Source organism: Amycolatopsis sp. GA6-003 (genome assembly GCF_046267895.1).
In the GTDB taxonomy this organism is placed as follows: Bacteria; Actinomycetota; Actinomycetes; order Mycobacteriales; family Pseudonocardiaceae; genus Amycolatopsis.
This window is the reverse complement of record NZ_CP176499.1, coordinates 7,629,809-7,648,243: the sequence shown is the minus strand read 5'-3', so window position 1 is coordinate 7,648,243 and position 18,435 is coordinate 7,629,809. Positions and strand designations below refer to the sequence as shown.

The 18,435-nt window shown below is 65.2% G+C and carries 5 protein-coding genes; 1 reads left to right on the top strand and 4 read right to left on the bottom strand.

The annotated features are described in order from the left end of the window. Positions 1-5: 5 nt before the first annotated feature. Both F9C12_RS34610 and F9C12_RS34605 read right to left on the bottom strand, forming a co-directional pair. Positions 6-6,404, bottom strand: coding sequence for an RHS repeat-associated core domain-containing protein (locus F9C12_RS34610; RefSeq protein WP_409463219.1), 6,399 nt, complete (start codon positions 6,402-6,404; stop codon positions 6-8). Between the two features lie 474 nt (positions 6,405-6,878). Further along, complete coding sequence (locus F9C12_RS34605; RefSeq protein WP_409463218.1) at positions 6,879-11,174, bottom strand: LamG-like jellyroll fold domain-containing protein; 4,296 nt, start codon at positions 11,172-11,174, stop codon at positions 6,879-6,881. Between the two features lie 973 nt (positions 11,175-12,147). On the opposite strand from F9C12_RS34605, the gene F9C12_RS34600 reads away from it, so the two are divergent. After that, positions 12,148-14,403 (top strand): hypothetical protein, encoded by a 2,256-nt coding sequence (locus F9C12_RS34600; RefSeq protein ID WP_409463217.1) that lies wholly within the window; start codon positions 12,148-12,150, stop codon positions 14,401-14,403. A gap of 381 nt (positions 14,404-14,784) precedes the next feature. Here F9C12_RS34600 and F9C12_RS34595 read toward each other — a convergent pair whose 3' ends face one another. Both F9C12_RS34595 and F9C12_RS34590 read right to left on the bottom strand, forming a co-directional pair. Beyond that, entirely contained in the window at positions 14,785-17,205 is a 2,421-nt protein-coding gene (locus F9C12_RS34595; protein ID WP_409463216.1) for a hypothetical protein, read from the bottom strand. Between the two features lie 404 nt (positions 17,206-17,609). Next, positions 17,610-18,299 (bottom strand): hypothetical protein, encoded by a 690-nt coding sequence (locus tag F9C12_RS34590; protein WP_409463215.1) that lies wholly within the window; start codon positions 18,297-18,299, stop codon positions 17,610-17,612. Between the last annotated feature and the right edge of the window lie 136 nt (positions 18,300-18,435).

Below are 18,435 nucleotides of genomic sequence, written 5' to 3'. Positions count from 1 at the left end.
CCTCATCAGACAGGAAATGCATTACGCACATGATTGGTTTCGGGGTCGTAATAGACTCGCATCGTATGGAGCGGCGTCCTCCTTGCATCTCGCGCGTAGCCAATTGGCTCCTCGTACGTGAATTCCTTGACAATTCCGTCGCGGTTCCGCGTGTCGGTCACGACCCGGCCGCGCTGCAGTACATCCTCGATGATAGCCGCACGTGACGCCTGCGAGGTCTCAGGCAACCATTCCGTCTTCGAACGGTCTGTTGAGTACATCCCCTCCGGCGTGTGGTTGTTCACGATGTGACTGTCATCGATGGTTGGGCACAGGCCGCTGTTGTGGACAAGCAGCGGGGCATCCCCAGCCAGCACATAGTACGCGTGCAAGCTTTCGACAGTGAGGTCGTAGGTCAACCCGAAGCCTCGATATCGCGCGACACGCCGGATCGTTATAGGCCCGCTAGGAGTAGACACCTGATCACCCGGCTGCAACTGCCCGGCTTCGACCCAGTGTTTCGTCCGGAGCTCCCAGATTTGATGGTGCTCGGTCGTTCGCAGCGGATGCCCGTCGGCGTCGGCGAGGTCGAGTTCGACCCGGTCACTGTCGTCGCTGGTCACATGGACCGCTGTCACCGGATGCTGCTCCGCGCGACCTGTCGTCGGGTCGCTGTCGGCCACTATGTCGCCGACCTTGATCTCGGAGATCGGTTTGGTCAAGCCGTCAGCTAGCAGTACCAGGGTGTCGCCGGTGAAACTGTGCGCGATCGGACAGGAGATCCCGGGGGTGATCGCCCCTTCAGCGGCCTTGCTCTCGTCCTTGGCGACGTCGTCCACGACGTGGATGGCTCGTGCCGCTTCGGCGAAGCGGGCGGACTCTGCGAGCGCCTCGATCGCCTTGGCTCCCTTGCCTATCGGTATAAGGGAGGCGAGGGTGGCCACGCACGAGCCCGCCGCACCCTCGGTGAAGCAGTCGATGGCGTCGGGGATTCCGGTCATCTGCCAACCGACCTGCAGGATCTCCTTGATCGTCATTCCCTCGTAATGGAAGTCGCGGTAGATCTTCAGGGCTCGTTCCCGGGTCGGCGGTTTGCTGCCTCGTTCGGTGACGCCACGGTTCTCCGTCAGGCAGTGGCGGCTCCAGTTGCACATCTGGATCGAAGAGCGCCGGTATTTGCCGTAGAACGCGTCGCTCGACGCACTCCCAGTGCTCGCGGTGTAGCCCCAGTTCCTGCAAGCGAGCGAGGCAGCACCGTCCATGTTTTTGTCCGCGCACTCGCCAAGCATCGGTTCGAGGCCGGTCGGGTCGGTGTTGGCGAGCGGGTTGTCGAAGCCGTAGGTGTAGGCGTTGAGGTGCAGCGGGTTCGTCGGGTCCAGGACCGGGTCCGGCGTCACGAACGTCCCGGTGGCCGGGTCGTAGTCGCGTGCGCCGAGGTGGGTGAGGCCGGTGGTGTTCTGGTAGCCGCCGAGGAAGCCGTGGTTGTCGGACCAGGGGCCGTCCGGCGTTCCGCGGGGAACGCCGTAGGGATCCTGGTACCGCTTGTGCACGGTCAGGTTCGCCGCGTCCACTGTGGCGTACGCAGTGCCTTGGTTGTCTGTGATTAGCCACGACACCCCGGTGAGGGCGCTGCGTTCGGCGACGGGCTGGCCGTTATAGGTGTAATAGCGGGTTCCGACCGGAGTGGTGCTGCCTGCGGCGACGTGGAGTTCGGTGTCGCCGACGGTCAATGTCACGCCGGACGGGTCGCGGGTGATGAGGCGGTTGCCGTCGGCGTCGTAGACGTAGGTGCTGGTTTTGCCGTCCGCCTCGGCGATCGAGGCGATGCGTCCTTCCGCGTCGTAGGTGAGGGTCTGGCCTGCTCCCGCCGGGCCGCGGGTCTTGGTGCGGCCGGTGTTGTCGTAGCCGGCGGCGCTGGCACTGGTGGTGTTGCCGCTGACCCGGGTCACTGTCTGCGGTGCGTGGGGCGAGGCCGCGCCGGGGTTCGGGTAGGTCGTTGTGGTGGTCGCGTCGCCGCCGGTCGAGTGCTGGACCTGCTGGACGCGGTTGTCGGCGACGTCGAATGCCCACGACGTCCAGTACGGTGCCGCGCCGCCCAGTGCGTTGGCAGCCGGGTCAGGTGCGCAGTCCGCGGAAGCCGGGGTCCAGGCGGTGGTGAGGCGCCGGCGGCTGTCGTAGCGGAAGCACTGGACGTCGGCGGTGCCGTCTTGCGGAGTGTCGGCCAGCTTGGCGAGATTTCCGGCCGGCAGGTAGTTGTAGGTGCGGTTGCCGATGTCGTGAGCGGTCGCGGTGGCGCGCTGCACGAGAGTTCCGGTGAGCCGGCTGGTGCCGTCGTCGTAGTCGTTGTGGATCGAGACCTGGTAAGGGCTGGCGGGATCCTGGAAGTCCAGGCGCATGACCTGGGCTTGAGTGTTGTACTGGGTATTGGACACCAGGTACAGCGAGGTGCCCGAAGTCGACGAGGAGCGCAGGCCGGTGGGCTGACCGAGGGGCCCGTAGTCGTGGAAGATCGTTTCCTGCGGCAGGCCGCCCTTGCCGGGGCTGGTGGTGTTCGCGACGGCGCCGCTGAGCGGGTCGTACGCGGTGGCGAAGCTGTACGTCCCGCCGAGACCGGTTTCGAAGTTGGGAATGGTGTAGCGAGTCCCGGTCGCCCGGCCGGCAGTGTCGTAGCCCGTCACGGCCGTCGAGTAGGCGCGGCCGTCGGTGTAGCGAGTGGAGCCGGTCGGTTTGCCGGGCAGGACCGTGTCGTAGGTCCAGCCGGCCAGCTTCGTACCGCTGGGCGAGTCCTGGTATTCGGCGGTCTTGCGTCCGAGGTTGTCGTAGGTGAAGGCGAGCGTGCGGTGCTCGGCGTCGGTGGTTGTCGCCAACTGGTCGGCGTCGTCGTAGGTGTAGGTCGTGGTCCCAGTGTCGGGATCGGTGGAGCTGGCCTGATGACCGTGCAGGTCGTAGGTAGTCGTCCAGGTGTTCTTGCCGGTGGCGTCGGTGATGGTCGCCAACTGGCCGTTCGGCGCGTAGGTGTAGCTGGTGACGTCCGCTGGGTCGTTCGCGCCGGTGTGGTCGCGATCGTGGTACTGCAGGGTGCGGACGTTTTGCCCGAGGCCGTTGGTCACCGTGCCGACAGCGGTGCCTCCGACAGGCGGGATGGTGACGGTCCGCTGACCGTCGTAAACGGTGGTCGTGCGCCATTGTTCGGTGCCGTCGTGAACGTACGCGGCCGCGACGGCGCGGCCGGCGCTGTCGTAGGTGGTGACGGTGCCGTTCGGGACAGCGTTGTCCTGTACGACGTGCAACGTCTTGTCCGGGCCGGAGTCGCCGTTCCAATAGTTGTTGTGAGAGATGTAGACCCGGCCCTGGGAGTCATAGAGTTTGTCCGTCAGGAGCCGTCCGCCTTGCGCATACGGCGTCGGACCTTGCGTCTGCACGGTGCGACCGAGCCCGTCGACGAGCGAGTAGCTCGTGGAGTAGTGCGCGTTGGAGAGCAACGCGGCCGTAGCGACGTAGCTGATTTTCCCGGCATCCGCGGTGACGAAGTACTGGTAGGTCGTGGTCGCCGGAGCGTTGCGGGTTTTGTCCTGCCCGGGTGCCCAGACTGCGGTGATGCGGCCGAGCGGGTCGTACGTGGCGTCGGTGCGCAGACCGCTGTTGTCGGTCTCGGACAGAATCGACCCGGATACCGGGTCGATCACTTTGGTCGAGGTGAACGTTCTGGAGTCGGTCGCGCTGACCGGCGGAGTGGTCGTGGCCATCTGCGTGACGGGCCCGCCGGTGCGGGGTGTGTAGGACGTGGTGGTCGCGCGGCCGCGGTGGTCGGTCACCTTCAGGCTGCGGCCGTACTCGTCGAACGTCGTGGTGCTGTCCGGGCTGCGGAAGGTCTCCGCTCCCCCGGCCGGCCACGTGTCCAGCTCGTCGGATTGGGTGACGTCTCCGATGGTCGGAGGTGTTCCGTAGGGCTGGGAGTCGTAGGAGTGCTTGGTGTCCGAGACGATGGTCGCCGCACTGGGTGCGGCGGCGCACGTAGCGGCGAATTTGGTTTCGCGCTGCACGGAGTTGAGCAGCCAGGCGCCGGTGTTGGCCAGATAGGTCGTCTTGGTGCAGGTGCTTTGTGCCGGATCCGGCGTGGTTCCGTTGAAGGCGCCGACTGTTTCGGTCGCGGTGGCCAGGCCGTAGTCGCCGTAGGTCGTGGTCGTACGGCTGGCCTGCCATTGCTGTGCGGAGTCGCTCCAGACCCGGGACCGGTCGACCGCGGTGCCGGTGTAGAAGGACTGGAACCCGTCGGTGTCGGTCGCGGTGGCGGCCGGGCTGCGCCAGGGGTCGCTCAGGTGGTCCACGATCACGCGACCGTCGAGGTAGGTGAGGCTTTCCCGGGTGAATCCGGCGTACTGGTCCAGATCGGTGACGTTTTCGCCCCAGTAGCTGGGCACCGAGACACTTCGGCGTCCCCCTCCGGGCAGTGTGTCGCCGTCCATTCCGCGCAGATACCGGGTGTCGCTGATCGTCTGCGGACCGGACGGGTCACCAGCAGCGGCGCCTTTGGTCGTCTTGACGTCGCCGTATCCGCGGAATTGCGACCAGGTCCGGTACTTCGGGTTGATGAGCGGGTTGTCCTCATGGTGCCAGGCAGCACCGCCGAGATAGTCGTAGTGCGTGACGATCTGCTGGGACAACGCGGTCCGGCCGTCCTCTTTGACTTCGGTGACCGGGTATTTGTTGAACCAGTCGAGAATCGGGTCGTCCAGCCCTCCGGGAGTCCAGTAGACGGGGTAGCAGGCGAACGTGTTGCTTTCCGGGGACTCGGGCATTTTCGTGCCCGTGACGCATTCGGGTTCGGCGTACTTCACGCTGGTGACGCCGCCGGTCGAGCTGGTGATCGCATCGATCCGCTGGCGGGTAAGCGCGGTGTAGCCGTGGGTGGCGTCGACGCGGTTGGCTTTGGGAACGCCGTGGAACAGCGTCGGCGGCAGCGAGATCGCCGGCTGCGTGCTGGACGTGTTGGCCAGGCCGGTCTGGGTGATCGAGTCGAGCCACAGCGCCGGACTGCCCCCGTCGCCCGTGGCCGGGTAGGACTGCCCGAGTGCCCAGGAGACGACCGGTCTCCAGCCGCCGTTGCCGTCAGTGACCTGCCCGGTCACTGCGGTGTAGCGCTTGCGGCTGAAGAACGTGGGCGAGGCGTTGAGGCACGTGGTTCCTACGGTGCAGATTCGGTCGAACGGCACGTCTGGCCAGTGGGTTGCGTTGGCTTTGGTCAGCTGTGCCGGGTCGCAGGTGAAGGACGAGTTCGGCAGGCACCGTTCGGCGGTGTCGAAGAGAACTCGTGCCGGCGCTGTCGAGTAGACACCGGCGACACGGGTGTTGAAACCGTATTCGATCCGGGAAAGATAGCCGCCGCGCACGTACGCGGTCGGGGCTGCGGTGTTGTTGTTGACGGCGTAGGCGTTGTTTTCGCTGTCGTAGTAGTAGACGGTGGCGTTGCCGTGGGTGTCGACAGAATAGTCGAGGTTCCAGCGCCACGCTTGGTTGCCGCACAGCGAATCAGCGAATGCCGAGTGGTAGCACGGTTCGCCCGGGTTGTTGCCGTAGACGGGTTCGGTCCAGGCCGAGTGCGTCTCGGCATTGCCGTTTTGCCAGCCGGGCAGGTGGTTGAGCCCGAAGTAGTACTGGGTGCCGTCGATCGTGGTCAATTTCCACGCCTCGCCGCCCTGCGTGCCGTTGGCGGCACCGGTGATCTTCTCGATCTTCGAGCCCTTGTCGATTTTCGTGTGCCAACTGTTCGCCGAGTCCTTGTCCTTGACCAGCATGTCGTTGGCGCCGCCGAAGGACAGGGTGGCGTTGTCGGAGAACCAGCACAGGTCGCCGTTCTGCTTGTTCTGGCCGTTGTTTCCGCCCAGGTCATCGGCGCAGGACCGGTAGGACCGTTCGATGTATCCGCCGCCCGAAAGCGTCCAGCCGTCGCCGACCGGAGAGGCTTGGTTGTTGGTGGCGGAGGTCAGGCCGTCAACGGTGTCGGACGAGTAGTCCAGGCTCAGACCTGGTCCCTTGCCCTGGGGTCCGGCGGGAAGGGTGAGCGGGTAGGAGTAGGTGAACGCCCCGGTCGAGCCGCCGGAACTCCATGAACCCGCTGGTTTGAGGTCAGTGGCCTTGAAGTCCCCGCCGTCGCCCTTGTCGTCGGCTTCCGCGGCCACCACCATTGCCGTGTTCTGCTGTGCGAAAGCGGCCTGGCCGGAGACTCGGCCCGTCTTGGTGTCGTTGGCCGATGGCAACGGCGTTTTCACCTGGCACCGCGGCTGATCTGGCGTGGCGAGAATGCATGTGGGGTACTGCACGAGCCGCAGCCGCGAGCCGTAATCGGCTCCGTAGGCCCCGGAGAAGGAGCGGTAGTCGAGCGAGACGTCGAGCGGACCGGCCGTGTCGCCTTCGACCGGCGACAACTTCAGCAGCGTACCGCTAATGCCTGCGCGCTCCGTCGCGGCACGGTCGAGCATTTCAATCCGGAGTTTGCCCGAACCGTGGCCACTGCGGGCCGCACGGCTTACCGTTGCCGGGGGTGTGCTCCCCGAAACCGGCTTTGCGGCACCGGTTTCCGGCAGATTGATATCCACTGTGGACGCATGGGGCCAGGACACTGCCGGCAGTGGCGCGGACGGGGATGGGGCCGGGTGAGCCGCGAGACCGCCGTCCTTGCCGGGAACTGATTTTGCTTGCTGTGCGGCGGGAAGGTCCCAACCGAGGCCGTGCCACCCGCTGGCGGCATTCGCGGCCCCGGTGGACACCGCCTGCTGCGCCGCGGCCGTCAGCACCACCACGACCGCACCGGCCGTGACCTTGGTCCACCGTCTCATCCGAATGTGTCCACGCATGGTCAACCTGTCCCCAAGCCTCGAAAGTTGCGTCACGGAAGGAAGTCAGCCTCGGAACAGCAGGCGCGGGTCGTCTTTGGTGAAGTCGTTGCCGACGACGGCGGCACCGCGGACGCCGGAGTACACGCGGACGCCCGCCAGCCGTCCGTACCACTCGTCCGAGCGGTTGCCGCCCCAGATTCCGCGGCCGAGGAACAGGCCGCCGCTGCCGTCGCGGCCGGAAACTCCGCTGCCGTCCTGGGTGTTGAGGAAAAAGTTCTGCTTCACGTCGTTGACGTACAGCGTGACCATGTGGGTCGTGGCGTCGTAGGAGACCGCCAGGTGTGTCCAGGTGTTGTCGGCGACGTCCGCGTCGCTGAGCGCGTACCAGGCACCGTCGCTGGTCGCCGACGTGGAAAGCAGGAAACTCCACTTCCCGTGCAGTTTCCCCGCGCTGTCGGCCACGGCGCGATAGCCGAGCAGGAACGGCGAGTACTGCGCGTCGTTCCCTCCTGCCACAGCCCGGGCGTATGGGTCGACCGCGCCGACGGCGGACACGTCGGCGGCGGTCCAGGTGTGGCTGACCCACGCTTCCACGGTGAAGGACTTGTCCGTGCGGAAGTTCGCCGGCTTCGGCACGTCGACCTGACCGCTCCAAGAGTTGTCGAACTGCGCGGCACAGGCGGTGGGATTGCCACCGGCGTCGGGAGTTGCGGTGAGCTGGACGCCGCCGGATGCGCTGCTTGCCCGTTGCCCGACCGACTCGTAGTAGCTGTAGCCCGCCATCGCCGCGATCTGGTCGTCGTTGAGCCCGGTCGCCCAGACCCCGACCCGGTCGACGGCTCCCTTGAACAGGTTCACAGCGCCTGATTCAGCCCCGAGGACCGCGTTGCCGGTCGCTCCCCAGGCCACAGGTGCGCTGACAGTTGCTTCGCGTTTGCCGTCGACGTAGAGCCGTGCTTGCTTGGTATCGGTGTCGAACACGACGGAGAGCATCGTCCACGTCGAGGCCGACGGTGTGCTCGTCCCGACTGCCCACTGCATGGTCGCGACAGCGTTGTCCGCGGAGTTGACGCCGAAGACCCAGTGCCCGACGTCCTTCGCGTAGCGCAGCACGAAGTTTTCGGCGTGACTGCCCGGTTGCGTCAGCACCGTCTGAGTGCTGTTGAGGTCGTCAGGTTTGACCCACGCTGACACGGTGTACGAACCGGCGGTGTTCACGACCGGTCCGGACGACGTGCCAGTTCCGGTCGCACCGTCGAAGTGCACCGCGCCGCCAGTGTGGCCCGGCACCCAGCTATAGCCGCCGGACATGCTCACGTCGTTGCCGAACGAGCTGGTGTCGTGTCCCACCGCGCCCGCGGTTTCGTCGAGCTGCCAGTTCACCTGCTGGGAGGGCACGCGTGAGGTCGTGCTCGTCAGCTCGGGCCCGCATCCCTCAGCGAGGCCATACGCGGCGACCAGCACGCCGACATTGGCGAAGTCGTGCACATCCGCGGCCGACAGCACTCGCTGCCACACCTGGGCGTCGTCGATCTGGCCGTGGAAGTAGTCGATCCTGCTGCCGTTCCACTTGCTGGCGCCGATCAGCATCGGCCCGGTCGCGGCCCACGGGTGCGCTGCGACTGTCCCTTGCTTGACACCGTTGACGTACAGCGTGGCGATGTTCGTCTTCGCGTCGTAGGTCGCGGCCAAGTGAGTCCAGACGCCCAGCTGCGGTACACCGCTCGCGATCGCCCTGGCGTCGTTGAGATCGGTGTTGTCGCCGGTGGTCATTCGCATGACCCACGCGTTGCTTTCCTTGTTGTACTGCAACAGGAACGGGTCCGTGAGCGTGCCGTCCTGTGCGAGCACGGTCTGGGAGTGGGTGGTGTCGGTCAGTTTCACCCACGCGCCGACCGAGAACGACTTCGTCGTGTCCAGCACTGCACCCGAGGTCTGGGCGAAGCCTGACGTGCCGTCGAGGCTCAAGGCTCCCTTCGCGCCCTCGCCGTATCCGTTCGCATCGGGGTGGGACCAGCTGTTGCCCTGGTTGTAGCCAGAAGACCAGGTCGCTCCGCCGTTGCGCGTGGCATTGTGCACGGCGATACCGCTGTTGCCCGGTGTGGCCGATGCGGTGTCCGCCGCGGTGGTGCCGCCGGTCTCGTCCAGCGACCACGCGGCGGCCAGGTTCGTGCCTGGCGTCACCGGCTGCACGTGGTACGAGCACGACGGGCCGTCCAGATGACCGTCGGCCACGCATGTCGCCACCGGGCCGGGCGTGCCTGCCTTGTTGACGGCCTTGACGCGGATCAGGTTCTGGTTGCCGTTCACCGCGGTGGTGCTGAGGTTCGTCGTCGCGATCAGCGCGCCACCGGGGTCGGTGCCCTGTGTCGCGGGTGCGGTCAGTGAACCCTGCACCTGCGGCTCGGAACCGTCGGTCGTGAAGATGAAGTGGTCGATGTCGTAGAGACCGGCGGTCGCCATGTCGACACGCACCGAAAAAGCCGCTGTGTCGCCCTGATTGACCGGCGGAGTGCCGGTCATTGCCACGCTTGGTGCGTGCGGTGCTTTGGAGTCCACAGTGAACTCGCAGTTGCCGACCCAGTTGGTCCACAACTCGCCGTCAGTCGCCTGCATCGACCAGTTGTAGACACCGTCGTCGTTGATCCAGCCCGCCGGAACGGCCGCCAGTTGCGCGGTCGCGCGCTGATTCGGTCCCGCGGTGCCAACGGCGACGAGATTCGCGCCGTTGTCGTGGCTGTAGACGTTGTGCCCCACCGAGCCGAACGCGACTCCGAACTTCGCCAGCACGGTCCCACCGTCCGGGTCCGACACCTGGCCAGCCAGCTGCGGCGTCTTCGTGAATACCCAGGGCCGGTTCGGGCCGGTGACACACGGCAGGAGGCCGCGCTGCATCGACAGATTCGCCGGCGGATTCGGGTACGAGTTGTAGTTCACCTGGAAATACGGGTTCAGCGCGAACCGGCGCCACGCCGCGGTGCCGTCGCCCTCGTTGGCGGCCGCGAGCACGAACCAGGTGCTCTGCCAGTAGTTCGCCGCCGCGTCCCGAGCTGCTCCGGTCGCGTCGAACTGGCCCGCTACGTTGCCTGCGTCATGGCAGTTCGCGACATTCATGTCCGCCACGTGGTAGGACCAGCCAGGTTGCAGGTTCCACGTCGTCCCGGGGTCGGCCGGGTTCGAGATCCACAGCCCGGTCGGCCGTGGGCTGCAACTGTAACTGTGCAGCACCGTCGTGTTCAGCGTCGCGCTGTGGATGACCGTGCCGCCCAGCCGGGAGGTGTTCATCTGGATGTAGGACCGTGACGTCCCGGCCCGGTCGTAATCCTCGTACCCTGCTTTGAGATCGGAGAGGTCGCCGGTGGAGGCGTTCCAGTTGTGCGCGTCCGGGTAACCGGATTGGACGACCACGTGGGACTGGATGCCGCAAGACGTGCACCAGTTGTCCGGATCGAGCGAGACGGGGTAGCGCGTCGCCGGATCGTCCAGGAACGACTGGTCGGGAGCGATCGTGACTTTGTCCGCCGCGAGCTGGAAGCCCATCACCGCTTCACGACGGCCGCCGCCTTCGCCGAGCTGTTGCTCCGCAGGCGATCCAGCACCTGACGAGTCCCACATTCGAGATGCGTCACCGGCGAACAGCACCTTGCCCGAGCCGTCCGTCACCTGCAGTCCGTCGGTCGGCTTCGGTTGCGCAGGCGTGCCGCGGCCCTCGCCTTCCGCGACGGAAACGGAGGTGTTCTTCGTGTACAGACCGAACGCGATCTCGCGCAACTTCGGATTCTTCGCCGCGTCCGCCGTCTTGATGACCAGGTTCTCGGTGTAGCCCTCGACCGCCGCCTTCACCGTCAGGTCCACGCCCGGGAGCACCTCGGGGTAAGTCGCGGTGTCGCCCTCCAGACGCGGCTTCGGCAAGTCGGCCGTCCACTTCAGCCCGACTGCCTTGTCCTGCGCGCCAGCCTTCACAATCGGTGTCGCCGCGGAACCAACCCCGCCTGGATTGAGCGCGAGATCGATCGCGGCGGCCTTCGGCCCGATCGTGCCATCAGACCGCTGAACCAGCGTGGGATCGACCGGAACCCAAGCGGTCTCCTGCTTCACCCGCACGGGATGCACGTACTGCGTCATCGTCCACGAACCATCGGGATTCGCGAGCACCTGAGTGGTCTCGGTCGTCTCAGACGCGACCTCGACCTGCTTGTCGCCCTGGCGGGCATAAGCAGCCGCGGTCACCTCGTCCGCCGCGGTGTCCGGGACAGCCGCAGCAGCTATCGAGCCACCGGCCTGGACCACTGTCGCGGTGCCCAGCACCACCGTCGCCGCAACGAAAAAAGCGCGCCAGCGCACAACCCGACCACGCACGACATCCCCCTCGCCCAGAGCAACCAGCCGCAAACGCTGGGCCCCCGACGAACCCGGGATTACTTTGCCTAATCAACCAATTTAAGGAAATACGCCAAACGGAGCATTCGACGTCAGATTACAAATCGGCCAAAGATTCCAGGCAGCGATGCCCGGCCGACTTCCTAATAAGACAAATCGGCACTATTAGGACAATCCGAGAAGGCAGGTCTAAGTTAGCCACTAACACACCATAAGCAGTCCAATCGAGACAGCCATAGACTAACCACGCATGCGACCTATCCGCAGACCAGCAACGACCTCCTCCCTCGGCTTGCGACGCACCTTCGGCGTGAAACGTTGTCACCCGGCCGCCGAGGTGGTCGTGATGTCGTCGCCTGAATTCGTGGCGACAGACTGTGCGAGCGTGAAAGCCACCTTTCCGAGCCTGACGAGGCAGTGGCAGGCAGCGAGGCCATAATGGCTTTCAGCGCGTCGCTGTTCGACGGCGGGTTCGGACTTCAGACGCTGCGCCCACGCCAACCGGGAACGGATGCCCACCTTCCCCAAGGACGCGCTGGATGCCCACCAGCGCCAAGGCCACATCTGGTGCAAGTCTGCACCACGGAATCCGGGGGAAGCGGAACGCATCAGCCAGCAGCTGGAAAGGGCAACCAGCCGCCGACCGCGGCCGAGGCCGAGCATCAGCGGATGCCGCGACGAGTCTCGGCGCCCAGAAGGTGTGCTCTATTCGGGTGAGTGTCAGTGACTGTCCGCTTCGCTGTGAGCGATCAGATGTGCCCTTTACCTGACTCGTCCGTTGTACTGGACGGACGTCCGGTTGCAGGAGTTGCGTAACGTGTTCGGCGACTGCGAAGTGATCGAGATCGAGCGGCCCCGAAACCGTCCGAACGCGTCGGATCGGGGCGTTCACTGTTCGCGGCTCCGCTGAAGCGGTGCCCGCGTCGGCGAGGTCCTCGTCAGCGTCGAGCAAGTGCGACCTGCCGGAGTACATTCGTCGCCGGAGATCAACTTCCCGTCAAGCGTTGCCGCGCTGACGGGCATCAAGGGGCATAACCACATGGGGAGAACGGTGCTGGAAAAGGAATTACAGGGCTTCGTAGACAAGCTGGTCGGCGACGGTCGACTAGTCGGCAGCATCGCCGGCTGGGACGAGGTGGAATCCGTTGCACTGGATCAGGTGCAGGGAAGCGAGAGGCTGTTGCTCCTGGACGACATCGTCCTTCATCGGGTGGCCGATGCCGCGTTAATGGTGCGCGACCGGCTGGTCAAGCTTACGCCGGTGTCCAACTACACGCGGTCGATCTCCCTCGACCGGTCTGAAAAGCTGTACGCCGACCTGCTCTACGTGTCACCGGAAACAGGGTCGGTGGTGGTGTTCGAGATCAAGCGAGCCAGAGCCACCGCGCGAGAGACGATCACCGAACTGCTCGCCTACGAACAAGAGCTGCGCAACCACTTGCCGTTCTCGGCTCGGACGGACATTTGTTTCGTCGTGGTCTCCACGGATTACGCGCCGCTGCTGGACCACTCGCTGTCGTCGTTGATCACCTGGCACGGGCTGAAAATTCTCTGCCTCGAGGCTGATGAATCCCTGCAACTCACTGTCCGGCTTCCGTTGGGATGGACGAGCCTGGGGCAGGACGTCATCCCCGCACGCCATATCGACACCATGACGTTGAGGTTCACTCCGCACGACCCCCACGCCGATCCGGTCTCGACGGAATGTCTGCTAGGCAGCGCGCTAGACCTGATCGGGCGTGAGGCAGACCGCGGCGGCGTCACTGGTTTCGGCTTCGCCTGGGAGAACAGCGACTACCCCATCGGGTCAATCGAGCCTGCCGGACTCACCGTCGCGCGGGTCAATCCGGCAGGCTTCCTCGGCGCCGCGAAAGCGGACTACTTCCTCGGCGCGATGACGCGCTCGCCCCTGCACAAGCGCGTCGCGGAACTTGGCTGCGGCGACCGCTGGCATCCTTCCTCGCCTGAACTCGATGCCGCGACACGGTTCCTGTCATCGCACGGAACCGTGAGCTGGCACCGGACCGGCAGTTGGCGCGACATGCGCAGCGACCAGCGTCACCGCAGCACGGGCCCGATCATGGACCGATACGCCGTCCCGGTCGTGTTCAACTCCTGGGGCCTCATCGGCGACTACACCCGTGACCTGCTCACCAACCCGGCACGACTCGCCGACACTTGTGGCGAGCTCGCAGGAAACGTGATCGGCACTCACACACCCGATTTCGCGTTGAAGGTCATCGACACCATCGCGCCAGACGAGAAGATTCCGACCTTTGGCGCGCAGTGGTTCACCCGCCTCGGGTTTCGGCTCGCGCGACTGTGGACATACGCCAAGGCGTACCAGTTGAAGACAGACCCGCTTGTCCGCAACCGGATCCGTTCGCTTTTGGCCTGGGCGCGCGCCGATCTGGCCGTTCCCATGACCGAACTGCAGCTCGCCGCATCGCTCGCCGACACTGCGACACGCCCACCACAGCTTGTCATCGGGCCGAGCAACGGTGGCGAACCTACCGAGGATCCGGACGTGATCCGGCGGCTCGTCAAGTGGATCGGCGATGACCTCATCGGCAATACCAGCCCGCTGCACAAGGCCCTGGTTGAAGCCGCATTCCAGAACGCACAGGCACTCGACGAAGGACTGCTGACGATCGCACCTGAGATCGACCTACGGGAGATCGTCGCCCAAACGATCTACAACGCGCGCGGAGGACTGGAGATCGCAGCGCACGTTGCACACCGGCGGCGAGGTGCTCTCGCGGGACTGACTGCCCTGCTCCACGCTACCTTCGATCTGCCTTGCGAACCCGACGCCGATCCCGCCGCACTGTCAGCCATGATCGAAACCATTCCTGCGAATCGCTTGCTGGACGGCTACACCCAAGCCGTCCCCGCGGCACTGGACATCGCCTATCCGCCTCTCCACTTCGGCGGAAGGAGAGAACGAGTCATCCTGTCCAGCGGGGCCGTCGCAGTTCTGCGACGGAGGATACGCGCGCTCTGGATGGCCGGGCGACCGGCCGGTGTCTACGTCGACGGTAGCGGCGAATACGGGATCTGCCTTCTGGAGGACGAGGTCCTCGCCATGTTCCGTTCACCTGGCGACGACCAGGTCATCGTGCGAAGCGCTCACCCAGGTGGTATGGAAAGCCACTTCCTGCGCACGTGGACCGAGTTGCGACTAAGCCGTCGCGGTGACCGAGTGTGACCATCTCCTGTGGGCAACTCCGCCTTTACAGCCTCGGGATCTCGATCCCGGCCAACGCCGCCATCCACAACACACAAGAGAGTTCACTTCCCCGATAATGTCCGCTACCGGGCGACCAGCCACATATCGAGTAGCCGCTCATCGACAGAAGAGGGCATTCGCGGCTAGACGAGACTGACGCATGGGCACTGTCATCGAGAACGTGTTCTTGAACCGACACCGAACTGCAAGGTGGTCCTAGAGCTGGTAACACGGTGGTCCCACGAGTTCGTCAACTGACGGATCCCTTTGCCACCGCGCTGCGCCGCGCGGTGGCCGGGGTGCTAGCAAAGTCGCGGCATAACTAGCACGTCCGCGGGGCGAGAATCAAAAAAGGTGCTGTCAGGAACCAGATCTGATGACTTCGTCGTGGGAAGAATTTGTTCCCAGACCGGTGATAAGCCGTATGACCGGACGGTTACAGGCTGACCAGCCCTCGAAGCCGCGCACAGCTGCGCTAATCGCCCCGACTGCGCTCGGTTTCCAGGATGAGGCAGTGGTCGCGAACACCAACTGATCGGCCTGGACCCACGCAGCGGCCCGGCACTTCTTGTCGATCTCGGCGCGCCGCTTGGCTTTCACACCGCCACCCAGGTCATCGCAGTGCTTGCATTCGGCGACAATGAGTGCGTCCTCGCGGTAGGCGATCAAGTCAACTTCGACCTGCGGCTCGTTGTCTTTCATGAACTCTAATTCCATAAGGTCCTGGTACCGCACAGGACGGCCCTGCGACGGCGCAGACAGACGAGCTGACAGCAGCGCGACCACGTCGCCGTGGTCCCGGAGCAGATGCTGCGCCACGGGGTGCAACCCGTAGAACCATGCGGGTTCGTACGTGGAGTGGTGCCAGGTGCTGTGGTCCAACTCGTTCCCGCTGTCGCAGCGCTCACAGCGCCAAGTCTGGGCAAGCCTGTCGATGATCAGAAACTGCTTGCTCTGGCAGACGGCACAGCGCAGCACCAGTCCGCGGCGCAGGACTCGCGCACGCAACGCGCGGTCGAGCTCGCCGCGAAGCTCCTGATCGGACAGTCTGTCAGTGCGGTCGACGAAGCCGTCGAAGCTCAGCACGCCTTCTCCGGCCCGCAATAGGACACCACGTCCATCTGGGTAGGCCTCTTCGATAGAGGAAGTCGTCGGCAGGAGGTCGCGGAGCGCGGGAAGAAGTGGGCCGCCGAACAGCGCGGCAAATTCACGGCGGCCGCCAAGCATCCGGGTCAGCTGAGCGGTGCGCTGCCCGGCGTCGCTGATGCGCGTGGTCATGTCGTGTTCGGCGGCCTTTGCATTGAGGTAGCCGGCCAGGCTGAGGTTCCGCAGTGTGGGCCGGGCCAGCTGATTCACGGTTTGAGTACCAGCCGGCACGAAGTCGAAGCGCTCAGCACGGTGGGATATCCCGCTACGGCTGGCACGCGCCATCGTGAGCCACTCGTGGGTCTTGACGCCGAACAGTTCGCTGGCTACGACGCGGCGACCGCGAATCGAATGACTGCCTGCCCAGGTGACATCGACCTGCCAGGACAGACCGCTGTGGGCTGCGAGTGCCGCATCGTTCAACGATGGTGCGGGCAGGGGCGCCACCATTTCGGTGGTGCCGGTCTCATCGGTGAATGTCGGAACGGGCAGCACGTCGTCGAACTGCTCTTGCACCGCGACTTGGGTGAAGCCGCTTCCTGGCCAATCCGCCTCGACGGCCGGGATCACGTGAACCCCGTCAGCGGCGACAGACTCAGCACGGAATGTGCCCGCTGTACTAGCTACCAACCGTTCGCGAAAGTCAGTCAATTCTTCGTGCGGTCGGGAGACCGAAGTGATGGTCAGCGCCTCATGTTTCCACCCGCGCGATCTGCCGACCGAACCGTACAGCTTTGCGACGATGGGATAGGCGAGCGTGACGTCCTCGGTGCCGACGATGCTCGGCAGCCAGACCGTGCGGCCATAGGTCAGGTCACGAAGTCGCGCGAGCGCGAAATCCTCGGCGGTGTCACCTAGCACCGCCGTGTCGATCCTGCCCCGGCGGGCTGGGGAAGTGACCCAGGTAAGGCCGGCCATCGTCCGGTCGAACGCATGTCGAGACTGCTCAGTCAACACTCCGGTTGCGATGTCATTCGGGAACCAGAGCAACTCGCGCGGAAGGGGGCCGACCGGCTGGCCAAGCAACCAACGAATCAGCTCCGACGACGCCTCCGGGCTTTCCAGCGACGTGGTGGCGTTGAGGTCTGGCGGCTCGACCATCCCGACTTTGGACGCGATCGCCACTCCAAGCAGGCCGCCCCATGAGGGCGGGCACTGAAGAACATGACCCTGGTGAGCTCCGGGGACATCGATCGCCGCGGGAAACGAAGGCGATGGGCAGTCCAGCAGAAAAACGTCGTCGAGCAGTGGTTCTGCACTGTTGAGCTGGTACGGCGAGCAAACGCTCGACACCACATCACGGGCCTGCGTATCTGCTTCAGAAGGCGGGGAGCCGGACTCCCCGGCGGCACTAGCCAATGCCTCCACGCGATCTGCGCCGGTCAACGGGGCGCCGTCGGCACCACGGATCTGAAGCTTCCCGGACTCGAAATGGTCGATCTCGGAAAGTGTGCGCCCGAACGCAACCACGTAGTCCGGGTCGTAGGCGCGACAGGCGGGCAGTAGGGCCGGATCGACCACACCGTCTCGGTGCGGGACCAGCGCGAACCCGACACCTCCCCAGACCTGATTAGCCAGAAACAGCGCTCGGCGTGCCCAGTAGGTCCATGCACTGCCCCCGTCGAAAACGATCACCACCCGCGACGGTCGGAGCCCACGGTTGATCACCGAGTACGTCAAGGCATTGGAATCCGTCACAGCAGCAGCCAACCACATTCGCCGAAGCGCTCCCGAACCTCATCGAAGAGGGGGCCATCGCGCGATCCGAGCAAAGCCTCCCGTCGAGGAAGCCACGCTAGCTGCCAGCTGGCCTCGCATCACGCTCCGCGATCGCGCACGCTTCGCTCACGACCCGCCCGACAACCTCCTCGACGGAGAACAAAGCCGCCACCTGCTCTACGGCTCGCACTCTGACGACGGGACGAAGGCGACGACGTGGACAGGGATATCACCGAAGCCGAGATCGATGCACTCACCAGGCGACTCGACGCCCAATTCGCAGACGCGGGACCGGGCAAGACAGCGGACGCCGTCTAGGCTCACGCAATCACCGTCGGCGCCGGACTACGCCCGTCGCACCACTCTGCGCGGACCACCCGCGTCAACATGCGGGAGCGTTTCGCCCCGACCCCCAATGCCTTCCGCAGCACCTCGGCCGAGACTGGACGCTGATGCCGCGCACGATGCTCCGCATCGACCTGTCGTGCCTGCTCCACCAGGTCGGGATCCAGCCCAGCTGTTCTCCCACCAGGGTCCTTCGATAGGGACTCACGGTGGACGGCCACTGACGCACTGAGACGCGGATCGACTGCCCCGTGCACGTCGACAAGCGCTTGCAGAAGCCCCGGGCCGACCTCAGACCAGCCAATCAGCAACAACGGCCCCACCGCGTCAAACAACGCCTTGCCGACCTCGCCAGCAACCAGCGGCTCAGCCACGTTCAACGCCAACGTCGCCACACTCGCCCCTACAAGCAACCGCCGCGCAGACCGCACAGTCGCAGGCGAAGCCCCGCACGCCGATAACCGACGAACCGCGACCAGCAACGCCACCACAGTCACATCCACCGCCGGTGCAACCAGAGGTGCCACCCAGACCGGCACACGCAGCCGGAGAGCAAGCGCCAGCACATTCCCGAAGCCAAAGAGAAATGTCAGGCCAACCACGACACCAATCATGATGCTCACCGCCGAGACGACCGGATCACGCCGAGCACCCGGCCCGGTCACGACAACCACCCCAGCCCACGTTGCAAGACCCAGGCTGGACCATTCGACACCATCCGGCATTCGCGAGCCCGAGGCGAGCCCGAGACCTCCAACACACGACAACACAGGCCGACACACCACGACACCACCGAAGCCC